21 protein-coding genes and 6 pseudogenes are annotated in these 26,398 nt (G+C 59.4%); 17 read left to right on the top strand and 10 right to left on the bottom strand.

Going from position 1 to position 26,398, the window contains the following annotated elements; all coding sequences use genetic code 11:
• Positions 1 to 40 precede the first annotated feature (40 nt).
• A pseudogene (locus OKW44_RS01590) lies at positions 41 to 469 on the top strand (transposase); the annotation flags it as partial.
• Between the two features lie 383 nt (positions 470 to 852).
• Here the strand turns inward: OKW44_RS01590 and OKW44_RS01585 are convergent.
• Positions 853 to 1,563: pseudogene (locus OKW44_RS01585) on the bottom strand (IS3 family transposase); the annotation flags it as partial.
• Positions 1,564 to 1,619: 56 nt separating this feature from the next.
• Positions 1,620 to 2,351 carry an IS6 family transposase gene (locus OKW44_RS01580; RefSeq protein WP_018420717.1) on the bottom strand — a complete coding sequence of 244 codons (732 nt, stop codon included), beginning with the start codon at positions 2,349 to 2,351 and terminating at the stop codon, positions 1,620 to 1,622.
• Between the two features lie 134 nt (positions 2,352 to 2,485).
• On the opposite strand from OKW44_RS01580, the gene OKW44_RS01575 reads away from it, so the two are divergent.
• The 9 genes from OKW44_RS01575 (at position 2,486) to OKW44_RS01535 (ending at position 12,871) form a co-directional block, all read left to right on the top strand.
• Positions 2,486 to 3,112: a helix-turn-helix transcriptional regulator gene (locus OKW44_RS01575; RefSeq protein WP_018420718.1), complete on the top strand. Its 627-nt coding sequence runs from the start codon at positions 2,486 to 2,488 to the stop codon at positions 3,110 to 3,112.
• Positions 3,102 to 4,073 carry an ornithine cyclodeaminase family protein gene (locus OKW44_RS01570; RefSeq protein ID WP_018420719.1) on the top strand — a complete coding sequence of 324 codons (972 nt, stop codon included), beginning with the start codon at positions 3,102 to 3,104 and terminating at the stop codon, positions 4,071 to 4,073. Before OKW44_RS01575 ends, OKW44_RS01570 begins: the two co-directional genes overlap by 11 nt.
• Positions 4,074 to 4,163: 90 nt before the next feature.
• Positions 4,164 to 5,126 carry a threo-3-hydroxy-L-aspartate ammonia-lyase gene (locus tag OKW44_RS01565; protein WP_018420720.1) on the top strand — a complete coding sequence of 321 codons (963 nt, stop codon included), beginning with the start codon at positions 4,164 to 4,166 and terminating at the stop codon, positions 5,124 to 5,126.
• A gap of 89 nt (positions 5,127 to 5,215) precedes the next feature.
• On the top strand, positions 5,216 to 6,373 hold the full coding sequence (locus OKW44_RS01560; RefSeq protein WP_018420721.1) for a DSD1 family PLP-dependent enzyme: 1,158 nt from the start codon (positions 5,216 to 5,218) through the stop codon (positions 6,371 to 6,373).
• A gap of 137 nt (positions 6,374 to 6,510) precedes the next feature.
• Positions 6,511 to 7,797 carry a dicarboxylate/amino acid:cation symporter gene (locus OKW44_RS01555; RefSeq protein WP_026225845.1) on the top strand — a complete coding sequence of 429 codons (1,287 nt, stop codon included), beginning with the start codon at positions 6,511 to 6,513 and terminating at the stop codon, positions 7,795 to 7,797.
• A 115-nt stretch (positions 7,798 to 7,912) separates the two neighbouring features.
• Complete coding sequence (locus OKW44_RS01550; RefSeq protein WP_280783476.1) at positions 7,913 to 9,397, top strand: catalase; 1,485 nt, start codon at positions 7,913 to 7,915, stop codon at positions 9,395 to 9,397.
• Positions 9,398 to 9,635: 238 nt separating this feature from the next.
• Positions 9,636 to 10,790 carry an alcohol dehydrogenase gene (yqhD, locus tag OKW44_RS01545; protein ID WP_018420724.1) on the top strand — a complete coding sequence of 385 codons (1,155 nt, stop codon included), beginning with the start codon at positions 9,636 to 9,638 and terminating at the stop codon, positions 10,788 to 10,790.
• Positions 10,791 to 10,812: 22 nt separating this feature from the next.
• Positions 10,813 to 11,868, top strand: a complete 1,056-nt coding sequence (locus tag OKW44_RS01540) for an alpha/beta hydrolase (protein ID WP_018420725.1) — start codon at positions 10,813 to 10,815, stop codon at positions 11,866 to 11,868.
• 52 nt (positions 11,869 to 11,920) lie between these two features.
• Entirely contained in the window at positions 11,921 to 12,871 is a 951-nt protein-coding gene (locus OKW44_RS01535) for an aldo/keto reductase (RefSeq protein WP_018420726.1), read from the top strand.
• Between the two features lie 87 nt (positions 12,872 to 12,958).
• On the opposite strand, the pseudogene OKW44_RS01530 reads toward OKW44_RS01535, so the two are convergent.
• Positions 12,959 to 13,179, bottom strand: a pseudogene (locus tag OKW44_RS01530) (IS6 family transposase); the annotation flags it as partial.
• Between the two features lie 195 nt (positions 13,180 to 13,374).
• Here OKW44_RS01530 and OKW44_RS01525 point away from each other — a divergent pair.
• Complete coding sequence (locus OKW44_RS01525) at positions 13,375 to 14,367, top strand: IS5 family transposase (RefSeq protein WP_018420727.1); 993 nt, start codon at positions 13,375 to 13,377, stop codon at positions 14,365 to 14,367.
• Positions 14,368 to 14,498: 131 nt separating this feature from the next.
• Here the strand turns inward: OKW44_RS01525 and OKW44_RS01520 are convergent, their stop codons facing one another.
• The 3 genes from OKW44_RS01520 to OKW44_RS01510 form a co-directional block, all read right to left on the bottom strand.
• Positions 14,499 to 14,879 carry a response regulator gene (locus OKW44_RS01520; protein ID WP_018420728.1) on the bottom strand — a complete coding sequence of 127 codons (381 nt, stop codon included), beginning with the start codon at positions 14,877 to 14,879 and terminating at the stop codon, positions 14,499 to 14,501.
• Between the two features lie 541 nt (positions 14,880 to 15,420).
• The gene (locus OKW44_RS01515) at positions 15,421 to 15,933 is read right to left on the bottom strand and encodes a hypothetical protein (RefSeq protein ID WP_018420729.1); all 513 of its coding nucleotides are present in this window, start codon (positions 15,931 to 15,933) and stop codon (positions 15,421 to 15,423) included.
• A 307-nt stretch (positions 15,934 to 16,240) separates the two neighbouring features.
• Positions 16,241 to 16,714 (bottom strand): hypothetical protein, encoded by a 474-nt coding sequence (locus OKW44_RS01510; RefSeq protein ID WP_026225848.1) that lies wholly within the window; start codon positions 16,712 to 16,714, stop codon positions 16,241 to 16,243.
• A gap of 495 nt (positions 16,715 to 17,209) precedes the next feature.
• Here OKW44_RS01510 and OKW44_RS01505 point away from each other — a divergent pair, with 495 nt between their 5' ends.
• Positions 17,210 to 17,662 carry a hypothetical protein gene (locus OKW44_RS01505; RefSeq protein ID WP_280783481.1) on the top strand — a complete coding sequence of 151 codons (453 nt, stop codon included), beginning with the start codon at positions 17,210 to 17,212 and terminating at the stop codon, positions 17,660 to 17,662.
• A 247-nt stretch (positions 17,663 to 17,909) separates the two neighbouring features.
• Here OKW44_RS01505 and OKW44_RS01500 read toward each other — a convergent pair whose 3' ends face one another.
• From OKW44_RS01500 to OKW44_RS01485, 4 genes and pseudogenes are all read right to left on the bottom strand, one after another.
• Positions 17,910 to 18,608: an IS6 family transposase gene (locus OKW44_RS01500; RefSeq protein ID WP_280783551.1), complete on the bottom strand. Its 699-nt coding sequence runs from the start codon at positions 18,606 to 18,608 to the stop codon at positions 17,910 to 17,912.
• A gap of 521 nt (positions 18,609 to 19,129) precedes the next feature.
• Positions 19,130 to 20,147, bottom strand: a pseudogene (locus OKW44_RS01495) (IS110 family RNA-guided transposase).
• 98 nt (positions 20,148 to 20,245) lie between these two features.
• Positions 20,246 to 20,701 (bottom strand): annotated as a pseudogene (locus OKW44_RS01490) (IS6 family transposase); the annotation flags it as partial.
• A 492-nt stretch (positions 20,702 to 21,193) separates the two neighbouring features.
• Positions 21,194 to 22,210, bottom strand: coding sequence for an IS110 family RNA-guided transposase (locus OKW44_RS01485; protein WP_018418421.1), 1,017 nt, complete (start codon positions 22,208 to 22,210; stop codon positions 21,194 to 21,196).
• A 104-nt stretch (positions 22,211 to 22,314) separates the two neighbouring features.
• On the opposite strand from OKW44_RS01485, the pseudogene OKW44_RS01480 reads away from it, so the two are divergent.
• The 5 genes and pseudogenes from OKW44_RS01480 to OKW44_RS01460 form a co-directional block, all read left to right on the top strand.
• Positions 22,315 to 22,512: pseudogene (locus OKW44_RS01480) on the top strand (DUF2827 family protein); the annotation flags it as partial.
• On the top strand, positions 22,509 to 22,742 hold the full coding sequence (locus tag OKW44_RS01475; RefSeq protein ID WP_162633941.1) for a DUF2827 family protein: 234 nt from the start codon (positions 22,509 to 22,511) through the stop codon (positions 22,740 to 22,742). The pseudogene OKW44_RS01480 and the gene OKW44_RS01475, both read left to right, overlap by 4 nt.
• Entirely contained in the window at positions 22,673 to 22,993 is a 321-nt protein-coding gene (locus OKW44_RS01470) for a DUF2827 family protein (RefSeq protein ID WP_275426077.1), read from the top strand. The genes OKW44_RS01475 and OKW44_RS01470 overlap by 70 nt, the downstream gene beginning before the upstream one ends.
• A 458-nt stretch (positions 22,994 to 23,451) precedes the next feature.
• Positions 23,452 to 24,759: an MFS transporter gene (locus tag OKW44_RS01465; protein WP_018420203.1), complete on the top strand. Its 1,308-nt coding sequence runs from the start codon at positions 23,452 to 23,454 to the stop codon at positions 24,757 to 24,759.
• A 63-nt stretch (positions 24,760 to 24,822) separates the two neighbouring features.
• Positions 24,823 to 26,355, top strand: coding sequence for a UxaA family hydrolase (locus OKW44_RS01460; RefSeq protein ID WP_026225736.1), 1,533 nt, complete (start codon positions 24,823 to 24,825; stop codon positions 26,353 to 26,355).
• Positions 26,356 to 26,398: the final 43 nt, after the last annotated feature.

Here is a 26,398-nt window from a genome sequence, read left to right as displayed (position 1 = left end):
CGCTTCTACTCAACTTTGCGCCGCCATCTAATGGCGCTTTTACACCGCCGCTAACAACGAATACCAATGTCCAGCTGGAGAGCGGGCAATTTACCGTTACACCAGCGAGGAACACGGGATGCAGCTACATCGATACTGGAGCAGTGCCTGTTCGCAATGCAAAATAAAGTCACAGTGCACGCCCAGCGGCCAACGGCGAATAAGTCGATGGGAGCATGAGTCGGTGCTGGACGCAGTTCAACGTCGGCTGGACAAGACGCCTGATGCGATGACAGTACGCAGGCGAACCGTCGAACATGTCTTCGGAACGTTCAAGCATTGGATGGGCTACACCCACTTCCTGATGCGCAGGTTACCCAACGTAGGTACCGAGATGAGTTTGAACGTACTCGCCTACAATCTCACTCGAGTGCTGAAAATCCTCGGCTTCAGTAAGACGATGAAGGCAATGCGGCGGGCGGGTGCATGAGCCCCCCGTAGGTCTTGAAACACCGCCCTTAAACTCGTCAGAGCGCATCGGAGAGGCTCTCCCTCTCGCGGTCGCCGTGATGGCCGAAAAGGCAGCCAAGCGCGCCGCCGGAGTCAGCGGTTATGCGTCACATTGTAATTCCATCGGGTTTCCACACAGCCTGGGTCGCGTGTTGCTGATCGATGCCATGCGGTGTTCAAGGTGTGTATGCAGATCCATGCGGCAGTGACCGGCCACGAAGGGTCATTCGCGTGCACTGTCACTTAGACATTCAGGCGTCGGTTCCACCCGGCGGATTCAACCGGTGGATGCAACACACTGAAGAGAGGTGGCCCCGTTCGTTCGGACAGTTTTTGTCGATTTTTAAGTGGAACGCCGGGCGGTCACGCTGCCAATTTAATCGCGGGCAGCATCGCGAAGTAAGCTTCATCCGGGGTCTTGTCCGACAGACTTGAATGAGGCCTTTGCTGGTTGTACCACATCAGGTAGTTAGCGATGGACTTGCGTGCGTGGCCGACGGACTCGTAGGCCTTCAAATATATCTCTTCGTACTTCACGCTGCGCCACAGCCGTTCGATAAAAACGTTGTCCCGCCAGCTGCCCTTGCCATCCATCGACAGAGCGATCCCGCGTGAGAGCACCGCGTCGGTGAATACTGTACTGGTGAATTGACTGCCTTGATCCGTGTTGACGATCTCAGGCAATCCATATTTCGCGAATGCTTCTTCAAGCGCTGCCACCGCATGCTCAGCTTCCATCGTGATCGCAACCCGGTGCGATAAAACACGGCGGCTGGCCCAATCGATTACAGCAGTGAGATAGACGAAGCCCTGTGCCATAGGCACATATGTCGTGTCCAATGCGTACACCTGGTTGCTGCGCTCGATCTTTCGTTCGCGCAGCAGGTACGGCCAGATCTTGTGCGCCAGATGTTTGCGGCTCAGGTTCGGTTTGCGATACAGCGCTTCGATGCCCATTTTGCGCATCAGCGTGCCGACATGCTTGCGTCCGACCACGATGCCCTCTCGCTTGAGCAGGCGCATCAACATGCGCGCGCCGGCAAACGGATGCTCCAGGTGCAACTCGTCGATACGGCTTTGTCAACTTGACGAGCACAGGCTATGTTTTTGGCTAAACGTAGGTATCCTGATCAGATAGCATGCTCGATTTCAGCATCCACGGCCCAACCATGCCAGACGGCGAGGCGTTTCTTGAGTATGGCGCGATGACATGCTGCGTTCATCTGATGTCTGGGCAAGGCGAAGTGCTGCCGGATCGGGCCAAAGCATGAGAGAAACGCCTGGGTGCGACGTGCATCGCGAAAGCCGCACATGTGCCGTTCGCGCCTGCGGGTCGGCTGATGGCTGTTCTCGGCGCGATTGTTCACGCGTGCAGCCGCTTTGACGAATACGTGCTTCACCTGAGCGAGTTCGGGAATATCAGCCTTTGCTGCCGGGTAACTGCGTAACTGGTCCGTAACAATCCTGCGCGGCACCGGGTTCGAACGCAGCACCCGCAGGAAAAAGCGCTTTGCCGCAGCCTTGTCGCGCCGCTTTTGCACCAGCACATCCAGTTCGGCGCCATGTTCGTCGACCGCGCGCCACAACAGATACGGCTCCCCCCGCAGCGTCACGAACATTTCGTCGAGGTGCCACGTACTGCCCGGCTCGCGCCGCACCGCCTTGGCGCGCCGAGAAAATCCAGCGCCGAATTTGTCGCACCAGCAACGGATCGTTTCGTATGTGACTACGACACCACGCTCGAGCAACAACTCCTCGATGTCGCGCAGGCTCAGGCTGAACCGGAAATACCAGCGAACAGCACAGCTGATGACGACAGCGGGGAACCGATGACCGTGATAAAGCGACTTCGTCTTTTTCATTGCTTCATTTTACCGCGGCAGGTCCTCTAACCTGACAGCGCCCTGGGCGCGATTGGCCGACGCCTGCCGAAGCCTTTGTGCAGGAAAATAACCGTCGATTTGACAAAACATCTAAATTTATTCATTCTGTATACATGCCAGAACGAACCATTGAGCAACAAACGATCATTGACCAACTGAAGCAGGTCGCGAAGGGCCTAGGCGAAACGTTTGCGCCGTTTTGCGAAGTGGTTGTTCACGACCTGGCTGACGCCGAGCACGCGATCGTGGCGATTCATAACAATCTGTCAGGTCGAAACGAGGGGGAGCCGGCGACAGAGCTTGGGCTCGCACGGATTGCGGACAACGAGTACCCCCAGGTCCTTTCAAACTACGCAAACCAGTTTTCAGATGGACGCCGAGTCAAGAGCACGTCGATCGGAATCAAAGATTCTCGCGGCGGATACGTGGCAGCACTGTGCATCAACATCGACCTGACGCTTTTCGGCGCGCTACAAAGCGCGTTGGGACGCTTCGCGAGCACCGACGAAGCGGTCGATGCGCAGGAGTCCTTGGAGCCTTCAGGCGCCGCGATACGGCGGCGCATTGACGAGTTCGCGGCGCGGCTGGGAACGATGCCCCGCGCGCTGAAGGCGGAGGACCGGCGCGCCCTGATACACGAACTCAAGCAATCTGGCTGCATGGAAGTGCGGCGGGCCATTGAAATCGCCGCGCTTCATTTGGGCGTATCACGAGCAACGATATACAACTATGCGAAATAACGAAAAACTCCTGCTCCTCGACAAGGGTGCCGTCGAATCTCTGCTGAGCTTTGACGACGCGCTGGCTGCTGTGCGAGAAGCGTTCACGCTGCATAGCCAGCGCGAGGGCAGGGTCTTCCAGGTAGTGCGGGAGCGGCTTTCGACGGGCGGCATCTTCGGCATCAAATCGGGCGACGTGCAGACACAAGGCCTGCTCGGGTTCAAGGCAGCCGGCTTCTGGCCTGCCAACCGGGAACGAGGCGGTGAGCCGCATCAGGCGACGATCATACTCATCGATCCCGCAACGGGGCGCCCAACATGCATGATAGACGGCAATGCCATTACAACGATGCGCACTGGCGCTGCCGGCGGCCTGGGCATTCAGCAGCTCGCCCGCCCGAAAAGCGCGAAGGGTTGTGTCTTCGGCACCGGTGTGCAGGCTCGCATTCAATTGACGTTCGCACTCCGACTCATGCCTTCTCTCAGGCGTATCCAGTACGTCTCGGTGACTGGCGAGAGAGACGAAGCGTTCGAATCCCATTTTGGTGCGGATTGCGACATCGCTCTCGCGAAAGATCGGAATGCCGCGGTTGCGGATAGCGACATCGTCATTACCGCGACACCGGGGGCGGGACCGCTGTTTGAGCTCGATGCAGTGCAGCCGGGCACTCATCTCAACTGTGTCGGCACGGATACCAAGGGCAAGCGCGAACTGCCTGATGGCCTTTTGAAGCGCGTCGTGCTTTTTGTCGACGATCGACCTCAGGCGGCCGAGATCGGCGAAATGCAATGGGCGCCCGACACCGAAACCGTCGAGTTCGGCGATTTGCTGACCGGCAAAAAGCGTGTCGAGCGGCGACGCGACGACATCACCGTGTTCGACATGACTGGCCTTGCTCTGCAGGATCTCACGGTGGCTAGAGCGCTGCGTGATCGCGCTACCGATGCAAATGTCGGAACCTCGATCTCCTGGCCTTGGTAACGAGCAGGCTCCATTTCGTCGGTCGGTACGTGAAGTTTGGTTCGACCACCGGCTATACAACCAGCACGCATTCATCAACATTAATCAGCGATGCATGATTTTCCCACCTATCTTGATGTAGCAGCGGCAGCCGAGCGCATCGAAGGCCGGGCGCACAAGACGCCTGTCGTTACCTCGCGTACCGTCGATGCCAAACTCGGCGCGAACGTGTATTTCAAGTGCGAGAACTATCAGCGCATGGGAGCGTTCAAGTTCCGAGGGGCAATGAACGCTCTGATGCAGTTCGACGCGCGCCAGCGACGGGCGGGTGTCGTGGCTTTTTCCTCGGGGAATCACGCACAGGCTGTTGCGCTGGCGGCCGCATTGCTCGAAATCCCGGCGACGATCGTGATGCCGCTTGACGCTCCCGCGGCTAAGGTTGCTGCAACAAAGGGCTACGGTGGCAATGTCGTTACCTATGACCGCTACACGGAAGATCGCGAGCAGATCGGTCGCGAGCTGGCCGCCAAACATGGGTTGACGTTGATCCCACCGTATGACCATCCGCATGTGATCGCGGGCCAAGGGACAGCAGCAAAAGAACTGATCGAAGAGGTAGGCGAACTGGATGTGTTGTTCGTATCCCTCGGCGGCGGTGGCCTGCTGGCCGGTTCAGCACTCGCGACCCGTGCGTTGAGCCCTCGTTGCAGGATCTATGGTGTCGAGCCCGAGGCTGGCAACGATGGACAGCAATCGTTCAGAACCGGCTCGATCGTGCACATCGACACGCCCAAGACGATTGCCGACGGCGCACAGACCCAGCATCTCGGGCAGTGCACGTTTCCGATCATTCAGCGAGACGTGGATGACATCCTGACTGTCAAAGACGATCAGCTCATCGTCAGCATGCGTTTTTTTGTTGAACGGATGAAGATGGTGGTCGAGCCGACCGGCTGTCTCGGCTTTGCCGCAGCGCGCGAGATGCGTGACGAACTCAAAGGCAAGCGAGTGGGCGTCATCATCAGCGGTGGCAATGTCGACCTCGAGCGTTACGCGCGATTTCTCGCCGCCTGAATTCGAAAGGACTTTCCGTAGCCGGCCGCATTCCGCGACCGCTGCGCAGTAGCGCAGCCCGAACTCGTCTATCGTTGGAATTTGTACCCATGTCATTCGACACACTCAATACGCTCGACACACCGGCGGTGCTCATTGACCAGCCGCGAATGGAGCGCAACATCGCACGCATGCAGGAGCGCCTGAGCCGGCTCGGCGTGAGCTTTAGACCTCATGTGAAGACTTCCAAATGCGTGGAGGTCTGGAAGGCCCAGGCTAATGCCGGTGCCTCGGGAATTACGGTATCGACGTTGCGGGAAGCTGAGCAATTTTTTGCGGCGGGCGCGAAAGACATTCTGTACGCCGTGACGATCATTCCGCCCAAGCTCGAACGCGCGCTCGCACTGCGTCGGAGAGGCTGCGATCTGAAATTGATCGTGGACAACGTTCAGACGGCTCAAGCGGTTGCCGTATTTGGCCGTGCGCACAAGGAGACTTTCGAAGTCTGGATCGAGATCGATACGGACGGTCACCGCTCAGGGATCAAGCCGGAGGATTCGCTCTTGATGGACGTTGGATGGGCGCTTCACGAAGGCGGGGTGCGCCTCGGAGGGGTGATGACGCATGCCGGCTCAAGTTACGAACTGAATACGCCGGAGGCGCTAGCTGCCATGGCGGAGCAAGAGCGCGCGGGCTGCGTGCGGGCTGCGCAGCGCCTGCGCGAAGCGGGCCTGCCGTGCGAGACGGTCAGCATCGGATCGACTCCAACCGCGCTCGCCGCACGACAGCTGGATGGCGTAACCGAAGTACGCGCCGGCGTTTATGTGTTCTTCGATCTGGTCATGCATAACGTCGGCGTGTGCAGCACCGACGAGATCGCGCTCAGCGTCCTGACAACGGTTATCGGGCACCAGACCGAAAAGGGCTGGGCGATTGTCGATGCAGGGTGGATGGCGATGAGCCGCGACCGCGGGACGGCAAAGCAATCTCGCGACTATGGATACGGGCAGGTATGCGCGCTGGACGGCGCGGTGCTGCCCGGATACCAGATGGTAGGCGCGAACCAGGAGCATGGCATTATCGCTTTCGCCGGCGAAGGCGGCGCAGACGTCGAGCGTGAAGGAGATATCTCAGAGCGCTTGCCCATAGGAACGAAGCTGCGCATCTTGCCCAATCACGCCTGCGCGACCGGTGCGCAATACCCTGCATATCAAGCGGTGGCTGCAAACGGCGAAGTGACCGAGTGGTCCCGCAGTTATGGCTGGTAGGGCAGCCGCCCGCCGAACCTTTTGCGTCACCACGCGATCGGCGTACGCCTGACGGCCTCGACAGGTTTGCCTGCGCGCCGCACATGGACCGCACCGTTGTGTCGGCGCCTACTCACAAACATCCGTAGAAGAAGACAATGAAGAATCGGCTCACATTCTGTATCGGGGTTAGCATGGTGCTCGGCATCGTCGCCGGCTACCTATGCCACAGCAGCGCGCCTGATGCTGCGACATCGAAGGTCCTTGCAGGCAATTTTTCGATCCTGACCGACATCTTCCTGCGACTGATCCGGATGATCATCGCTCCACTGGTATTGACCACGCTGGTCTCCGGTCTCGCCGGCATGGATAACGGCCGCGACATCGGCCGCATCGGTGCGCGCACTGTCGGCTGGTTCGTCGCAGCTTCCCTGATTTCCCTTGCTCTCGGGCTCGTCCTGGCCAACGTGCTGCAGCCCGGGGCAGGCCTCCATATGACTGCCGACGCCTCGGATGTCAATACCGGTCTGAATACGAGTGCGCTGAACTTCAAGGACATCGTTACTCACGCGTTTCCGACGAGCGTGCTGGACGCGATGGCGCGCAACGACATCCTGCAGATTCTCGTTTTTTCCTTGCTGTTCGGCCTCGGGCTCGGAGCCCTCAAGCACGATCCTCGTGTCAACGTGCTCCTGCAGGCGATCGACGGCATGGTGCCCGTCATGTTGCGCTTGACCGGCTACGTGATGTACGTGGCACCCTTCGGTGTGTTCGGTGCCATCGCTTCGGCGGTCACCCTGCGCGGTCTGACCGTGTTGATCACCTACGGCAAGCTCATCGGCTCGTTTTATCTCGGCCTCGTTCTGCTTTGGGCGATCTTGATCGGCATCGGATACATGTTCCTCGGAAAGCGCGTCGGATCGCTCATGAAGGCAGTGCGTGAGCCCGCCATGATCGCGTTTTCCACTTCGGCAAGCGAGGCTGCCTATCCCCGCTTGACCGAGAAGCTGGAAGAGTTCGGCGTTGACAAGAAGATCGTCGGCTTTACTCTGCCTCTCGGCTACGTCTTCAACCTCGACGGTTCCATGATGTACCAGTCGTTCGCCGCCATTTTCATCGCTCAGGCGTTCGGCATTGCCATGCCGCTATCGCAGCAGATATTGATGCTGCTCGTGCTCATGCTCAGCAGCAAGGGTATGGCGAGCGTGCCCCGCGGATCGATCGTTGTCGTGGCCGCCGTAGCCCCGTTGTTTCATCTGCCCGCGGCTGGCGTCGTAATGGTGCTTGCCATTGACCAGATTCTCGACATGGGCCGCACAATGACGAACGTGATCGGCAATAGCGTTGCCACTGCGGTCATCGGCAAATGGGAGGCTAAGCGCAGTGGCGAACGAACCGTAGCTTATGCGCAGCCGACGGCCGACCGAGGCCAACAAGCGCAATAACCGCGAAGGCAACGTGCTGCTACCCGACCAGGATCATCGCAACATCAAGTCCCGAGTCAATGCCACGCACGTGATACCCCAAAAGTATCCGAAACTAGCCTCTAAGGAACAAAGCATGTCTGAACGTAAGCTCACTAATGCCGCCGGCGCGCCCGTCGCCGATAACCAGAACTCGATGACCGCCGGCCCGCGTGGCCCCGTGGTGCTGCAGGACGTCTGGCTGCTCGAAAAACTTGCGCACTTCGATCGCGAAGTGATTCCCGAGCGGCGCGTTCACGCGAAGGGTTCGGGCGCGTTCGGCACGCTGACGGTCACGCACGACATTTCGCGCTACACGAAGGCGAAGGTATTCGCGCAGGTCGGCCAGGAAACGCCGCTTTTCATGCGCTTTTCGACGGTGGCCGGCGAGCGTGGCGCGGCCGACGCCGAGCGCGACGTGCGCGGCTTCTCGATCAAGTTCTACACCGAAGAAGGCAACTGGGACGTGGTCGGCAACAACACGCCGGTGTTCTTCATCCGCGATCCGCTGAAGTTCCCGGACTTCATCCATACGCAGAAGCGCGATCCGTACACGAATCTGCGCAGCAATGTCGCCGCGTGGGATTTCTGGTCGACTCATCCGGAGTCGCTGCATCAGGTGACGATTCTGATGAGCGATCGCGGCATTCCGAAGAACTACCGGCAGATGCACGGCTTCGGCTCGCACACGTACTCGTTCATCAACGCGAACAACGAGCGTTTCTGGGTCAAGTTCCACTTCAAGTCGCTGCAGGGCATCGAAAATTTCAGCGACGCCGAAGCCGCGCAGGTGGTCGCCAATGACCGCGAAAGCGCGCAGCGCGATCTGGTAAACAGCATCGACGCGGGCAACTTCCCGAAGTGGCGCTTCGCGATTCAGGTGATGCCGGAAGCGGAAGCGGCGAATTACCGCTTCAATCCGTTCGACATCACGAAGGTGTGGTCGCAGAAGGACTATCCGTTGATCGACGTCGGCACGCTCGAACTGAATCGCAACGCGGCGAACTATTTCGCCGACGTCGAGCAGGCGGCGTTCACGCCGGCGAACGTGGTGCCGGGCATCGGCTTTTCGCCGGACCGTCTGCTGCAGGGGCGTCTGTTCTCGTACGGCGATACGCAGCGCTATCGCCTCGGCATCAATCACCATCAGATTCCGGTGAACGCGTCGCGCGTGCCGGACCCGCATTCGTTCCATCGCGACGGCGCAATGCGCACGGATGGCAATCGCGGCGGCAACGTGAACTACGAGCCGAATCGCTTCGGCGACTTCGCGCAGGATCCGAACGCGTCGGAGCCGCCGCTCGCGGCGGATGTCCCCCAAGGGGACTTCCTGCGGGGCGCCGTGGATCGCTACGATCATCGCGCGGACGAGGACTACTACACGCAGCCGGGCATGTTGTTCGCGCTGTTCGACACGGCACAGCGTGAGCGTCTGTTCGGCAATATCGCGCGCCATATCAACGGTGTGCCGCAGGACATCGTCGCCCGGCAGATCGAGCATTTCCATCGCGCCGATCCGGCTTACGCGGAAGGGGTGATTGCGGCAATAGCGAAGCTGAACGAAGCGGCGCACGCAAAGTAAGTCACCGAGCGTGCCGACGGCTGCGACTGCCGAGCGGCAAGGGGCGCATGACTGGCCCCACCCCTCGCATTCGTGACGACAGGAAAAACGGCCGTGACCCAGACGATGTTGACTATCCGCGCGCTCTCGAGTGCATATGACGCGGTAGCATGACTGCGACCGCACAGCGACGCCTGCCCAGAGGTACTGGAGGGGGGCGCCTGAGGTCTGGCCGGTTAGTGCAAGAAAAAGGGATTCCATGCAAAACTTCATTTTCCACAATCCGACGAAGATCATTTTCGGTGAAAACCAGATCGCCGCGCTTGACGCGGAAGTGCCGCGCGACGCGCGCGTGCTGATTACTTCCGGCGGCGGCAGCATCAAGCGCAATGGTGTGCTCGCGCAAGTGCAGGCGGCGCTCGGTGAGCGCGCATGGTTCGTCTTCAGCGGCATCGAACCGAACCCGACCTACGAAACGCTGATGCAAGCCGTAGAACTGGCACGCGAAAAGAACATCGACTTCTTGCTCGCGGTGGGCGGCGGCTCCGTGATCGACGGCACGAAGTTCATCGCGGCGGCGCTGAAGTTCGACGGTGAGCCGTGGGACATCCTGGCGAAGCAAGCCAAGGTGACTGATGCGATGCCGTTTGGCAGCGTGCTGACGCTGCCCGCGACCGGTTCGGAAATGAACAACGGCGGCGTGATCAGTTACCGGGCGAAAGGCGACAAGCTCCCGTTTCGTAGTGAGGCGACCTATCCCCGCTTTTCCGTCCTCGACCCGACGACCACCTACTCGTTGCCGCTGCGGCAAATCGCGAACGGCGTGGTCGATGCATTCGTCCATATCGTCGAGCAATACCTGACCTACCCTGTCGAGGCAAAGGTGCAGGACCGGTTTGCCGAAGGGCTGCTCGCCACGCTGATCGAAGTCGGTCCGCAAGCCCTCGCCGAGCCGCACAACTATGACGTGCGAGCAAACCTCATGTGGACCGCGACCCTTGCGCTCAACGGCCTGATTGGCGCCGGCGTGCCGCAGGACTGGGCGACGCACATGCTCGGTCACGAGATCACCGCGTTGCACGGCCTCGATCACGCACAAACGCTTGCGATCGTCCTGCCTGCGATGCTGACGGCACGCCGCGCGCAGAAGCACGCGAAGTTGCTGCAGTACGCCGAACGCGTATGGAACGTCACTGAGGGCAGCGAGGAAGAACGCGTGACCGCGGCGATCGCCGCCACGCGCGCGTTCTTCGAGCGGATGACGGTCCCAACGCGACTGCGCGATTACGACATAGGCGGCGACTCAATCGAGACGCTGATCGCGAAACTGCAGGAGCACGGCATGACCGCATTGGGGGAACACGGTGACGTCACGCCCGAACTCAGCCGCCAGGTGTATGAACTTGCGGTTTAGGCGAGCAAACAGGAGTCATCCAATGAAGTTCACCGGCTTGCTTGTGCTCGCGTGCGCTGCGTTCGTCGGTGTATCCGGCATTGCGCTTGCCGACGACGGCCCGCTTGCGCCCCGGCAGGTCCCCGCGAAGACCCTGCCAGTGCCGACCGATGTCAGCCCTGAATTGCAAAAGCTCATCGCGGTGCCTTTGAACCCCTCCTGGAATGTCCTATGGACGACGGGCGAGCAATGGAGAGCCGCTGCCAACGCGCAGGCTGCCAAGGCCATGCAAACGCTTCCGGCCATGCGGGAACGCCTCGGCGTTACAGTGCAGCCCTCGACGATGAACGGGGTGAGGGTGTACGTCGTGACGCCCGATGTTATTCCGCCCGATCACCACGACAAGGTGCTGATTCACATTCATGGCGGCTGCTATGAGCTTTACCCGGGCGAGGCGGGCACGAACGAAGCCGTCATCATGGCGGGCCTGGGGCATTACAAGGTGATTTCTGTTGACTACCGCATGCCGCCTGAGGGCTACTTCCCCGCTGCGCTTGACGATGTCGAGACGGTGTACAAGGCGGTACTGCGGTCGAACGATGCGAAGAACGTGGGCGTTTTTGGGACCTCGGCGGGTGGTGCTTTGGTGCTGGAGCTGATGCTGCGCGCGAAACAGGAAGGCCTGCAAATGCCCGGCGCGATCGCGCCAGGTACACCGATGTCGGACCTCACGAAGACTGGCGATTCGTTCTACACCAATGAGAAGGTCGACAACGTCCTGGTGTCACGCGATGGATTCTGCGATGCCGCGGCCGTGGTCTATGCGCACGGCCACGATCTCAAAGACCCACTGCTCTCACCTGTCTACGGAGACATGCACGGTTTTCCGCCGGCGATCCTGACCACGGGGACACGGGACCTGCTGCTGAGCAACACGGTCCGTGTGCAGCGGAAGCTTCGGGAGGCGGGTGTCGATGCGCAACTCGAGGTTTTCGACGGCATGTCGCACGCTCAATACCAGTTCGATGACCGTGTGCCGGAGACCAAGGAGGCGTTCGGAGAAATCACCGCATTTTTCGACAAGCATCTCGGCCATTGATGCGGCATCTTTACTATTGTGTTTCCAACCCATACCTCGGAGTAGAGAAAAAATGCAGCAATACACCATTGGAACGTCGAACCTTCGAATCGCACCGCTCGTCTTTGGCGGCAACGTCTTCGGCTGGACGGCCGATGAGCGCACGTCGTTTTCCATCCTCGACGCCTTCGTCGACCTTGGCTTGAACTTCGTTGATACCGCCGACAGCTACTCGCACTGGGCCGAGGGCAATCAGGGGGGCGAGTCCGAAACCATCATCGGCAAGTGGTTCAGGCAAAGCGGCAAGCGCGAGAAGATCGTGCTCGCGACCAAGGTCGGCATGTGGAAGAAGCGGCCGGGGCTGTCGGCGGCCAACATCGAGGCAGCCGTGAACGAGTCGCTGCGCCGGTTGCAGACCGATTACATCGACGTCTATTTCTCCCACATCGACGACGACAAGACGCCGTTCGAAGAGACGCTCGGCGCATATCAGAGGCTGATCGAGGCGGGCAAAGTGCGCGTGATCGGAGCGTCGAACTTCAGTGGCGAGCGGCTCGAGGCGACACTGAAGGTATCAAAGGAATCGGGGTTACCGGCGTATCAGGTTCTTCAGCCGGAGTACAACCTTTACGATCGGAAGGGCTACGAAACCGATCTCGAGCCGGTCGTGCAGGCCCACAAATTGGCGGTGGTTACTTACTTCAGCCTGGCGAGCGGTTTCCTGAGCGGAAAATACAGTTCGAAGGCCGACGCGGCGAAGGGTGCGCGCAGCGCGCTCGTGGACAAGTATTTCAACGAGCGCGGCTTGCGGATCGTCGATGCTCTCGTTGAAGTGGCGAAGCGCAACAACACGACATCTGCAACGGTGGCGCTCGCCTGGATCATCGCGCGGCCGAGCGTGACGGCGCCGATTGCCAGTGCGACGTCGGTGGAGCAACTGGAAGGGTTGGCTGCAGCCACTCGCTTGCAGCTTTCTTCCGAAGACATGAAACTGCTCGACGAAGCCAGCGCACCGGTGCAATAACCGGGCAGTATCCAATAGCTGGGGACTCGCGCGGGCGTTGTCACGTTACTGTCCCCGTGACGAGATATCGGCACGGACAGTCGTGTCTCAGAACACGGTGGACGGAGCTTGGGCAATGCCAGTGAAGAGAGACGCCAGGGTTCAAATCGCGCGGCGAGCTGTTTGCGATAGAGCGAGGCGCTCAGCAGATGACGCTTGAGCGCGAAGTGCTGGCGGATCGGACCGAAGCACGACAGGAATGACTGCGTGCGTTCGGGCAAGCGAAACCCTCGCATCCGGCGCTCGCGTTCACGCGTGGGTTGATGGCTGGCAGCGCGAGAAGCATTCTCGTCTGACGCCGGGTCATAATCAATTTCTCTGTGGAATACCCGCTCGACCGCCGGCGTCACCGCAGCAGACAGCAAAGCAATGCCTAGGGAAACACTGATTTATCAGGCTCGGCCGTCATCGCTGACGTGTCCTAGTACGTTATAGAAGGAAGCTCACGGAACGGACCCATAGTGATGAAGCGGCAGATCAGCTTTGCAGAAGCGGAAAGTGCGGGCAAGAAACGGGTGACCAGGCGCCAGCGCTTCCTGACAGAGATGGAGAGGGTCGTACCGTGGCCGCGGTTGCTGTCGGCGATCGAGCCGTATTACCCGAAGGGTGAGCGTGGCCGTCCGCCGATTGGTCTGGAGCGCATGCTTCGAATCTACTTTCTGCAGCAGTGGTACGGCCTGTCGGACGAAGGTCTGGAAGACGCGCTGTACGATAGCATTGCGATGCGCGCCTTCGCCGGCATCGATCTGGCCGTCGAGAACGCGCCGGATGCGACCACGCTGTTGAAGTTCCGCCGCCTGCTGGTTGAGTACGATCTGACGCGGAAGTTGTTCGACGAGATCGGCATCTCGCTGTGTGAGCGCGGACTGATGATGAAGGAAGGCACGTTGGTCGACGCGACGATCATCGAAGCGCCGCCGTCGACCAAGAACGCGGAGAAGAGCCGAGACCCGGAGATGCATCAAACGAAGAAGGGCAACGAGTGGCACTTCGGGATGAAGGCCCACATCGGAGTCGACGCCGATTCGGGTCTGGTGCATAGCGTGGTCGGCACGTCCGCCAACGTGTCGGATGTCTCGCAAGCCCACGCGCTGCTGCACGGGCACGAAGAGGAAGCGTTCGGCGACGCGGGCTACATCGGCGTAGACAAACGCGACGAAATGAAGGGCAAGTCGGTGAAGTGGCGCGTGGCGGTCAAGCGCGGAAAGATCAAGGCGATGCAGGACGGTCCGCTGAAGGACCTGGTGATCGCGGTCGAGCGGACCAAGGCGCAAATTCGAGCTCGGGTCGAGCATCCGTTTCATATCGTCAAGAATCTATTCCGTCATCGCAAGGTGCGCTACAAGGGGCTGGCCAAGAACACGGCGCAACTGTTCAGCCTGTTCGCCTTGGCCAACCTGGTAATCGCCCGAAACCGGTTGCGGTCAGTTTACGGGAGTAGTCCGTCATGTGCATGAAAAAATGCGAGGAGTGGGCTCCGAATCCGGGCAAACCCCGCCTCGCTTGCGACCGAATTCCTTCGACATTCTGATAATTGCAAGCTGACTCGTCGGCAACGCCGGCGACGAGCTTATTGATCAGTGTTTCCCTAGGCGGCCAGGAGAGCGCTCGCATCGCTGCTGCAGCGTGCATCTTCGATGACTTGCATGAGTGCTTCGAGGGAGAAGGGCTTTTGCAGACACACATCGAAGAGCCGGGCAAACTCTTCGTTGCTATCGCTGTCACCCGTCATGGAGGCAACAAAGGGCCGGGGGAAGACTGGCCTGTGCAGCAGCGACAGCGCGACGGCACTGCCGTTGATGTCGGGGAGGTTTTCGTCCAGGAAAACGAGTTCGAAAGCGCCGGCATGGAGCAGTTCCAGCGCAGTCTCCCCGTCGTGCGCCATCACGGCGCGGTGACCAATGCAGTCCAGCAGGAAAGCCAGACTGTCCGCGACGAACTCATTATCGTCGACGACGAGCACATTCATTCAATATCCTTATTACGCGAAGTTCGCGGCGCTGCCAAGAATGCTTCTTATGTAATAAAATATTATTAAATGGCGTTGCCTGTACGTTAGTTTTACAGATTAATACTTAAGTATAACCCCGGCCCCGTTCTGCAGGCATTTAAATATGCTCCATACGACGCGAAGGACAAGGTCGACGATGCAACCAGGGACGTATGGAAGCAGCGAAGCTGCCAAAGCCCGGGGTCTTCGCTTCAGCGCGCCGGACGTGCCGCCGCCTGGGCTCACTCTCTATCGCGCGGGCAATAGGCAGCCCCCCGCCAGAATGCCGGAGTCAAATTTCGACGTCCGCGCTCTTCCGCTGGTAGATAGTTCTGCTTATCGTCATACGTCGGTTGAATTGACAGTGGAGGTGTTGAAAGACTCGTCGACATGCAATGGAGGCTAAAACTGGTCACCGCACAGTCCGACGCTGCCGCGCGTTGGCGGGTTGCATCCAGTTCACCGACGGCCTCAGCTGTCGGGGAACTGTTGAACACGACGAGCGAATCTCTGTTAGCGTTCAATGCGAATGCCCGTGGCCGCCGCCACCGCCCCAGTAATGGCCGCCGCCCATGCCACCCCTTGGGTATCCCTGCCCACCCCAGCCGCCGTGACCGCCCCTACCGCCGCGATATCCATGACCCCAATAGCCGTGGTGGCCCCAGTAGCCTTGCCGGCCCCCGCCGTAACAGCATCCGCCCCAATAGCCGAAGCTCAGTGACACCGATGGTCCCCACCACGCGGGCCAGCCGTAGTACGGATACGCAACGGGGTAATACGCAGGCACGACGAAGACGGGCGCGGCTGGTGCAATATAGGTGTTCGTCGATGCCGTTACATCTGACGCGGCCGCACCGGTCGCGGCTGCGTCGGTCATCGAGAAAGGATATTGCTGCTGCGGCGCTGCCGCCGGCGCTTCGCCGTACGGAACGTAGCCGTAGGGCATGTAGTAGTAGCAACCGGACAAAACTGCGGACAGGACCACCACCGCAACGACGCCGCCCTCGCGCGACGTTGCATCCGGCGTTTTCATAACCAGCTCCGCGGTGCGACGCGACGTAACTTGCGCCGCGCCTTTAATACAGTTAGCTTACTTCAGCAAGCAGGATGCCTAGCGTCGCGGGGTTCATGCGCATCTGGTTGCGGCCGCCGGAAACGGTCGCGAAACGTCGGTCATTCATCAGTAGTCGTCGGGCCGGGGGCTCGCTTCGGAGAGTTACGACTGTAAAACGCTTTCGCTTACAGCGCGGAGTATGGCGCACGACACTTCTTGCCCGGGCCGAAAGCCCCACTGCCTTGCGACGGCATCCGACGACAGCGAGCCACGCGACGAAAAGCCTTCAGGCCAGCTCTTTAGCCTGTCGCGTCGCCCGCTCCGAACCAAGAAGACCCTCAAGCATCCGGGCCTCAGCTTTCCTGATGTCGCTGAGGGAGGCTGCGTTGAGTTGCTCATTGAATACAGCAAGAGCGGTGGATAAAGCCAGGTAATCTGCATCGCAGACACGCCACCCGCCGCCTGCGTGCTCTTCGGCGTTGATACGCATGAGCGCGGCTTGTGCCGATTCAATGTCGCCCGCCGCGCTTGCCCGATGACCGGGCCGTCCGAGTTCTTCCGCAAACAGGAGGGTTCGACCAAGCGCTGAAAACAGGTCGCGTGAGCCGTGTCCCCGTCGGAAAGCATCCAGTGCAATGTAGCACCGCAGAAGCATCGCCTGCGTCACGGACTCAAGCGAAGCGTGGCTGTAAGTCAGCGCTCGCAGTAAAGGTGACATAGCCGGGCGGTTGTGTTTTTGAGAGCGAATTTTGCGGTTCACGTTCACTTATCTGGTAGCGCGGTAAACGGCCAATATGTTGAGTTAGATGGACGAAAAGCAAGATGGCTGCACGACCGCTTTTTGCCGAGCCTCTCAAGGCTACGGCCAGGCCGGCCCGTTAGCACGCTGTGACCTACGACACCGGCTCAAACCGGATGTATCTTGCAGCTCAAGGCGAGACACGCGCTGGCCGGACTGTTGTCGCCAATGCCAGCTTGACCCGCATGCCGTAATTCGGATGACCAGTTAGATTGGGCCGCGAGGCATCGACGCTGGAGCCTTGGTTTGATGCAGGTAGGCCAATCCGATGTCGGCATGCGGGTCAAAATCATTTTGGCGTCGACAGCTAATCTGCTTGTTTCACTCCTCCTGAGATTACCGCGTCGTTTTGCCGAAGTACACCGCTCGGCCGCTTAGCCTCCGGCCAGCGGGCGTCGTGTATTATCGTGAACACCGACGTTGCCCCGAAGCAGGTTGTCAGCACAGGAGGAGCCAATGGACGTATCTTTTCTCATCGACCCACTGCGCAAGACTGTGACAAGTGTCCCGGATGGCTACGCGCGAGCCGCTGAACTGATAGGCACTGATACGGCGAGTGGCTCGCCGCTATGGTCGGAGGCGACTGACCCGGATGCCTCTGTCGAGGTGATTACTGCGGACGACAGCCTGACAAACGAGCCCCTTTCGCGTGGCTTTTTCATGGTCACCTTGACCAGGGACGGTGTACCTTATGAACGCCTATTTGCGGGCAAGGCAATTCTGAACGCCTATGGCAACCCGCCGTCGGACATCAAGGACCAGGTGAAGACGCTGAAAGCTGCACGAGAGCGCGTCAGGTTTCTCGGCTCGGAAGATGCCCTCCCTTGGGTTCGAGCAGCACGCAGGTGGTGCCCCCTTCAACCTCGACGGGTCCACGGAAAACTGATTCTCAACGCCGAGCATTTTTGAGTCTGTCGGAGACAACCCTCGCTATACCTGTAGGTCACTAGGACCCTCAGTGAGGAACTCTATGTCGGCTATTCCTCAGCGAGCGCCGAGATTCCGCGTCAGGCGAAGCTTGGGTATAGGCGCCTGGCTGGACTGTCGTCGCGGTCGCATGAAGCGGCAACGAACGAACACCACGCGAGCACTGCGCCGCCGGGTTGTGTCGCAGTAAGACGGGAAAGACGAGAAAATGCGATATCCAAAGGATACCTTATGAAACCAGCGAGTAGAACTGCTGCGCAGCGGACAGCGGGATTTTACCCCGGCATTTCATCTGCCCTTTCTTGATCATGTGCATGGTCTCAATGCCACTGAGAATAACGCGAGCACAGTCAAAGTCCTTGAACCCCTGCATCGGCCGAGTGATGCGTTTGATGGCCCGATGGTCCTGTTCGACCACGTTGTTCAAATACTTGACTTGACGAATCTTGATGGGCGTCTCGCGCTCGGCATTCACCGCATGAAGCGCTGCCAGATTGGAACCGCTCTTGTCAATGGTCACCGCCTCGGGCGAGCCGTTCTGACCGATTGCCTTTTCAAAAAACCGCCGGGCAGAAGCCTTGTCCCGCTTGGCTCTAAACAGAAAGTCGATGGTGTTGCCGGCCTTGTCCACGGCCCGATAAAGATATTTCCACGAGCCTTTCACCTTGATATAACTTTCATCCATGCGCCAACTCCTGCCCACCGGGCGCTTGTGCTTGCGAAATGTCTTTTCGAACAAAGGCACCAACTTGATGACCCAACGATGCACTGTTGAATGATCCACGCCAATGGCGCGCTCAGCCATCATCTCCTCAAGATTCCGAAGACTTAGCGAATAGGCCACATACCACCGCACGCACAACAACATCACGTCCAGCGGATAGTGCAACCGCTGCAGCACCTTGGCAACGCCAGCAGCAAGGGCCATTCGTGGTGTTGCGGTCTTCTTCATCGTGGGCAGAAGCAAAGTTTTGGCAACCTGCACTTTACCGCAGCATCGCTATTGCGACACCCATCAGCCGACCAAAGTCAAGGCACAAATTTACTCACCGCCCGATTGCAGTGGCGATGGTATTTTTATCGCCACTGCAATCGGGCGGAATTCTTTCTGTTACCTGCCATGCTGTCTGCCGATCGTAGCCGCATCCGTTTTCTCCAAACTGGTTGCGAACCGGATCGCACCAGACACCCATCGGGATCAAGCATGCCGTGATGTCACTCACGGCTGCCCTGGCGGCCATTGCCGCCCCAGAGAAACGTTGGTGCCAGACGAGGTCCAATGGGTTTCGCAGAACCGTGGCTGTTGCCTGCGCAACGCCAGTCAATGGTGGCTCATCGCCTGGGCGACCCGGTCATCCGCAAGCAGTCGGTGGGGCAAAGGAAAGGCCCAATCAAAACCATGGCTTTCCACCAGTCGCATTACTGGGCTCGTTCCCCTTGCACCACCTTTTAGCCAAAGCAGCGGGTTACCTCAAATGACTTGTGCTCCCGAAGCATGTGATAGCAGGCGCGCGCCAGTTTGTGCGCCAGCGCCTTGATCGCCACAATCCCGTTTCGCGAGCGTTTCTTGCGCTCGTAAAAGCGTCTGGCTTCCGGGCACGAGCGGATCGCGAAGTTGGCCGCCTCGACAAACGCCCACGCCAGATATTTGTTGCCGTTCTTCGTATTACCCTTCGCCTTTCTTCCTGCTGTTGCTTTCACGCCGGCTGTCTACGCAGCGGCAGTACGAACTGAAATTGCCAACCTTGGTGAAACGGGAGATGGTCCCGGTTTCCAACATGATCGTGGTTGCGAGAACCGGGCCAATGCCCGGCACCGTGTTCAGCAACGCGTAATCCGGGCGCAGTTTCACCCGCTCCATGAGTCGCTTCTCGATGATCCCGATTTCCTCCTGCAAGGTTTGCATGACCGCGAGATTGGCTTGCATCGCGAGCGTCACGTCAGATGCAAAACCGAATCCATTCACCTGCATCTCATCCAGACGCTTAACCCGCTCACCTTGCATCTGCCCACCAGTATGGCGTGAGAACAGATTCTCAATCGCGAGGATCTGGGCCGTACGACACTGCACCAGTTGGATCCGCTTGCGAGAGAGGTCACGCACCGGACGTTCTTCTGCTGGATAAATGTAGCCTTCAGGCAATAGTCCAAGACGCAGCAGTTGTGCGAGATGGGCGGCATCGGTGAAGTCACCACTGTATTTCAGTCCCTCGTACTGCCTGATTGCCGCGGGGTTGGCCAGATGCACCCGGTAGCCATCGTTCATCAACTGATCCACCAGCCAGTACCAGTTATACGTCGCTTCGATGACCACGCCCACCAGATCTTCGCGGTGCGGCGCCAGCGCCGCCCGGATCTGCACCGGATCGTTCGGCAACCGTCGCTGGTAGACAACCCGGTCAGCGTCATCGCTAACGACGACCACACTGTTGTTCGAGTGCAGGTCGATTCCACTAAACTTATTCATGCTGGCCTCCTGTGCGTCACGTCGGTGTTCGCACCCTGACTGTACGCCGGCCGTTCGATTCGAACGGAGGGAGGTCGGCTATATGATTATCAAAACCTCGCGCCGCTCCTGTCCACGGTGATTGTCTCGGGCTCGCCGTTCTGTTCAATCGCCTTCTCGAAGTAGCGGCGAGCTGCAGCCTTATCGCGATGGGCGCGCAGCAGGAAATCGGCAGTGTTGCCCGCCTTGTCGACGGCACGGTACAAGTATTTCCAGTTGCCTTTGACCTTGACGTAGGTCTCATCGACGCGCCAGCTCTTGCCCACAGGCCGTTTGCGTTTGCGGAATGCTTTTTCAAGCACCGGCAGCAGCTTGATAACCCACCGGTGCACGCTCGAATGATCCACCTCAATACCCCGCTCGGCCATCATTTCCTCGAGGTCACGTAGGCTCAGTGAGTACGCCACGTACCACCGCACGCGCAGCAGGATCACGTCCAGCGGGTAGTGCAGCCGCTTCAGTACCTTGCCAATGCCAGCGGGCAGCGTCTTGCGTGGCGCCTTCGTCTTTGCCATCATGCTTCTCATGCGTTGCGGTCGACGCATTTTACTTGAGGCGTTAATGCGACACCCATCAGCCGACCAAAGTCAAGGCACAAATTTACTCACCGCCCGATTGCAGTGGCGATGGTATTTTTATCGCCACTGCAATCGGGCGGAATTCTTTCTGTTACCTGCCATGCTGTCTGCCGATCGTAGCCGCATCCGTTTTCTCCAAACTGGTTGCGAACCGGATCGCACCAGACACCCATCGGGATCAAGCATGCCGTGATGTCACTCACGGCTGCCCTGGCGGCCATTGCCGCCCCAGAGAAACGTTGGTGCCAGACGAGGTCCAATGGGTTTCGCAGAACCGTGGCTGTTGCCTGCGCAACGCCAGTCAATGGTGGCTCATCGCCTGGGCGACCCGGTCATCCGCAAGCAGTCGGTGGGGCAAAGGAAAGGCCCAATCAAAACCATGGCTTTCCACCAGTCGCATTACTGGGCTCGTTCCCCTTGCACCACCTTTTAGCCAAAGCAGCGGGTTACCTCAAATGACTTGTGCTCCCGAAGCATGTGATAGCAGGCGCGCGCCAGTTTGTGCGCCAGCGCCTTGATCGCCACAATCCCGTTTCGCGAGCGTTTCTTGCGCTCGTAAAAGCGTCTGGCTTCCGGGCACGAGCGGATCGCGAAGTTGGCCGCCTCGACAAACGCCCACGCCAGATATTTGTTGCCGTTCTTCGTATTACCTTCGCCTTTCTTCCTGCTGTTGCTTTCACGCCGGCTGTCTACGCAGCGGCAGTACGAACTGAAATTGCCAACCTTGGTGAAACGGGAGATGGTCCCGGTTTCCAACATGATCGTGGTTGCGAGAACCGGGCCAATGCCCGGCACCGTGTTCAGCAACGCGTAATCCGGGCGCAGTTTCACCCGCTCCATGAGTCGCTTCTCGATGATCCCGATTTCCTCCTGCAAGGTTTGCATGACCGCGAGATTGGCTTGCATCGCGAGCGTCACGTCAGATGCAAAACCGAATCCATTCACCTGCATCTCATCCAGACGCTTAACCCGCTCACCTTGCATCTGCCCACCAGTATGGCGTGAGAACAGATTCTCAATCGCGAGGATCTGGGCCGTACGACACTGCACCAGTTGGATCCGCTTGCGAGAGAGGTCACGCACCGGACGTTCTTCTGCTGGATAAATGTAGCCTTCAGGCAATAGTCCAAGACGCAGCAGTTGTGCGAGATGGGCGGCATCGGTGAAGTCACCACTGTATTTCAGTCCCTCGTACTGCCTGATTGCCGCGGGGTTGGCCAGATGCACCCGGTAGCCATCGTTCATCAACTGATCCACCAGCCAGTACCAGTTATACGTCGCTTCGATGACCACGCCCACCAGATCTTCGCGGTGCGGCGCCAGCGCCGCCCGGATCTGCACCGGATCGTTCGGCAACCGTCGCTGGTAGACAACCCGGTCAGCGTCATCGCTAACGACGACCACACTGTTGTTCGAGTGCAGGTCGATTCCACTAAACTTATTCATGCTGGCCTCCTGTGCGTCACGTCGGTGTTCGCACCCTGACTGTACGCCGGCCGTTCGATTCGAACGGAGGGAGGTCGGCTATATGATTATCAAAACCGCAGGGCGGCAAGGTGGTGACGATGCGGGTCGGCAACGACTACGTGAAAGATAGCGAACGCGTGGTGTGCGACATGCCGCACCGGCTGCTGATCAGCGGCGCGCCATACGATAAAATCTGGACCTTGCCGCAGTACGAAAAATCGGCCGCCCCGTACTATCGCAGCGCGATCCGTGCGCATGTGCGGATTCGGCCGCATCTGTGAAGCCCGGTGGTGCTGGAGCGCGAAGTCGCGATACTCGCCGACTGTGTTCGATTCGGCTATCGCCCCCGAACGTCTGCATCGTGAAGACGGGCTTCATTCCGTTACTGCGTTGCGAAGCGGCGCATCGCATCGAACCGGATTTGCTGGAACACGTGTCGGCATACAACACGTTCTATCTGGCGGAGTTCATCGCGTTGATGAATCAGTTGGACATCGTCAACGAGGATTAGGCGGTGTTTCTGGGCCGGCACGCGACGCCGGAGTTTCTCTCCACGCACACCAGCTCGAGAACCCGCTGAACTATTTCTATCTGGAAGTGTGCTGGCAAGGTTATGCGCTCGTGCATAACGCGACGCTGTGCGCGGACCTTGGCTACTACTATCGGGACAATGACGCGACGCACGGTGCGCAGCAGGTATTTTCGGCACGTGATACGCACGATGCGCAGGCGTCGTCGTACCGAGTGCGCAACGCGCGCTGATCGGGCGGTTCACGCCTCATGACCCGCCACTCGCCGCGTTCACACGTTACCGGCCTTTTCTATTTGATGACCCCAGTACCGGCGATCCCGTCTCTCACCGGATTGGCCTACGCATCAGATCATCGAGCAACGCGCTATACGCAGCACGTGCCGCATGGCGCCGCTGTACTGAACTGATCCGCATCCGTCGACTTTCTCAGCAAAGGCGTCTGCTCTGCCGCTAACGTAACGGGGACAGAGTCTCCGGGCAGTGGCGCGTACAGCGTCGGTAAGTCAGCCCCTATCCAAATGTAAAACTTTCCTACTTGACACTCCCACGCCGCGTCCCTAACATTCACCGGTAAAGTGGTATTACCGATTTGCGCGAGCGTTCGCTGCATGGCATTGGTCATGTCGGGTTGCCGGTTGATGTCTGCGCCGAAAAATTGAACAGAAAAAATGGAGATGCGATTGTGACTATGAGTACCACCGACGTCTTGCCGGCCGGCGAATCATTTGAGGATCGGACCTACCGGAAAGTCACGCTCAAGATCGTGCCGATCCTGGTTATTTGCTATGTCGCGGCTTACTTCGACCGCGTCAACATCAGTTTCGCGAAGCTGCAGATGCAAAGCGCTCTAGGGCTATCGGATACGGTGTATGGACTGGGCGCCGCGATCTTCTTCATCGGCTACTTTCTGTTTGAGACACCGAGCAACCTGATTCTGCACAGGATCGGCGCGCGACGCTGGATTACCCGGATCATGATTTCCTGGGGTATTACGTCGTCGGCGATGATGTTCGTCAACGGTCCAGTGGCGTTCTACGTGCTGCGCTTCCTGCTAGGCGCATTCGAAGCCGGGTTCATGCCCGGCGTGATCCTGTACTTCACCTACTGGTACCCGGCACGGCGGCGCGCGCGGATGGTCGCGCTGTTCATGACGGGCATCGCGATCGCCGGCACGATTGGCGGCCCGCTTGCGGGCTTTGTCATGACGAAGTTTAACGGGATCGGCGGCTTGGCCGGCTGGCAATGGCTGATGCTGGTCGAAGGCTTGCCCACTATCGTGCTCGGCGTAATCGTGTACCTGATGCTGGTAGACCGGATCGAGGACGGGAAATGGCTGACGCACGAAGAAAAGACGCTGCTGCGGGACAACCTCGCTGCTGAGGTCACGCCGCAGCACTCGCACGACGTAAAAAGCGCATTCAAGAATCCCTACACCGCGCTGCTTGCGCTGATCTACTTCCTGGTGCTCAACGGCCAGTTCGGCCTGTCGTTCTGGATGCCGCAACTGATTAAAAATTCAGGGGTGTCCGAGCCACTGTCAATCGGCATGTTATCGGCGGTGCCTTACGCGGTGACGGGTCTGTTGATGGTCTTGATCGGCCGCAGCTCCGACCGCACCGGCGAGCGGCGCGTGCACCTCGCGCTCTGTATTTTCGCGGGCACCGTCGGCTACTGCGTGTGCGCGTGGTTCTCGCACAATACGGTGATCGCCACCGCCGGGCTGTCGCTCGCTGCGGTCGGCATCATCAGTTCGTACGGCATCTTCTGGACCATGCCGCCGAAGTTTTTGAGCGGTAGCGCGGCCGCGGCCGGTATTGCCATCATCAATTCGATCGGCAATCTGGGCGGCTTCGTCAGCCCGTATGCGATCGGCAAGCTAACCGACATGACCGGCAGCACGGATCTCGGCATGTATGTGATCGCCGCCATGACTGCCGTGGCTGCGGTGCTGGTGCTCTTCATGATACCGAAGCACATCTGCAACGATCCAGCTTAGCTCAATTCCACCCGTCATGCCACGGCAGCCTGAGCGGGCTGCCTCATTTCATCCAAAAGCACTATGAGCTCCCCATCGCCCGTCATACGGTTGCATCCGGACGACAATGTCGTCATTTCGCGCCGTCAGTTGATACCTGGCAATCGCCTCGAAGCCGACGTCGTCGCCGCGGATCTGGTGCCGGCCGGCCACAAGGTCGCGACCCGGCCGCTCGCGGCCGGCGAGCCCGTGCGGCGCTACGGCCAGATCATCGGCGTCACGACGCAGCCTGTCGACAGCGGCGGCCACGTCCATGTGCACAATCTCGCGATGAGCGAATTCGCGCGCGATTATGTGATCGGCGAGGATCTGCGATCTCTGCCTCCTGCGCCGTCAGAGGCCACATTTCTTGGCATCGAGCGCGAAGATGGACGCATCGCCACACGTAATTACATTGGTATCCTGACGTCCGTAAATTGTTCGGCGACCGTCGCTCGTGGTATCGCTAATCATTTCAGCGGTCCACGCCGCGATGGCGCCGCGTTGCGGGATTTCCCGCACATCGACGGCGTGGTCGCGCTGACGCACGGTGCCGGCTGCGCCACCGACAGCGAAGGCGAGGGACTAACCGTGCTGCGCCGCACGCTGGCCGGATACGCGGGACATGCAAACTTTGCGGGTCTGCTGATCGTCGGACTTGGCTGCGAAACTAACCAGATTTCCGGCCTGATGGCCGAGCAGGGATTGAGCGAATCGGCGCTGCTGCGAACGTTCAACATTCAGGAAGTTGGCGGTACTACTGCGGCGGTTGAGACCGGCGTGCGTCTGATCGAGACCATGCTGGCCGATCTGCCACGCGTCGAGCGCCGGCCAGTGCCGGCCAGCCGGCTGATCGTCGGCCTGCAGTGCGGCGGTTCGGACGGCTACTCGGGAATCACTGCGAATCCAGCTCTGGGCGCCGCGGTCGATCGACTCGTGGCGCACGGTGGCACCGCGATCCTGTCAGAAACCCCGGAAATCTATGGCGCCGAACATCTGCTGCTGCGCCGTGCTGTGTCGCGCGAAGTCGGAGAGAAACTGCTCGAACGGATAAACTGGTGGACCCAGTACTGTGAACGGCACGGTGCCAGCATGAACAACAATCCGTCCGCCGGCAACAAGGCCGGTGGATTGACCACCATTCTCGAGAAGTCGCTCGGGGCGGTGGCCAAAGGTGGCACTTCCGCACTGCAGGCGGTCTACGAATACGCTCAGCCGGTCCGGGCGCATGGCCTGGTATTCATGGATACCCCTGGCTATGATCCGGTGTCGGCAACCGGCCAGGTCGCCGGTGGCGCGAACCTGATCTGCTTCACCACCGGGCGCGGTTCTGCTTATGGCTGCGCGCCGTCTCCGTCGATCAAGCTCGGCACCAACAACGCGCTTTGGGCGCGTCAGCAAGCCGACGTCGACATCAATTGCGGACCCATACTGGACGGCGAGTCAAGCATCGACGAGATGGGTGAGCAGATATTCCAAACAATGCTGGCTACCGCATCGGGAACGCGTACCAAAAGCGAGTTGCATGGCTACGGACAATCAGAGTTCGTACCATGGCAACTGGGCGCGGTCATGTGAAACCTTCCCGTGCATCTGCAGCAAGCTATTCAGGAGAATAATC

The organism is Paraburkholderia lebeckiae, assembly GCF_050436325.1.
Taxonomy (GTDB): Bacteria; Pseudomonadota; Gammaproteobacteria; order Burkholderiales; family Burkholderiaceae; genus Paraburkholderia; species Paraburkholderia tuberum.
Note: the sequence above shows the minus strand (reverse complement) of the source record. Positions and strands in the feature narration are given on the sequence as shown.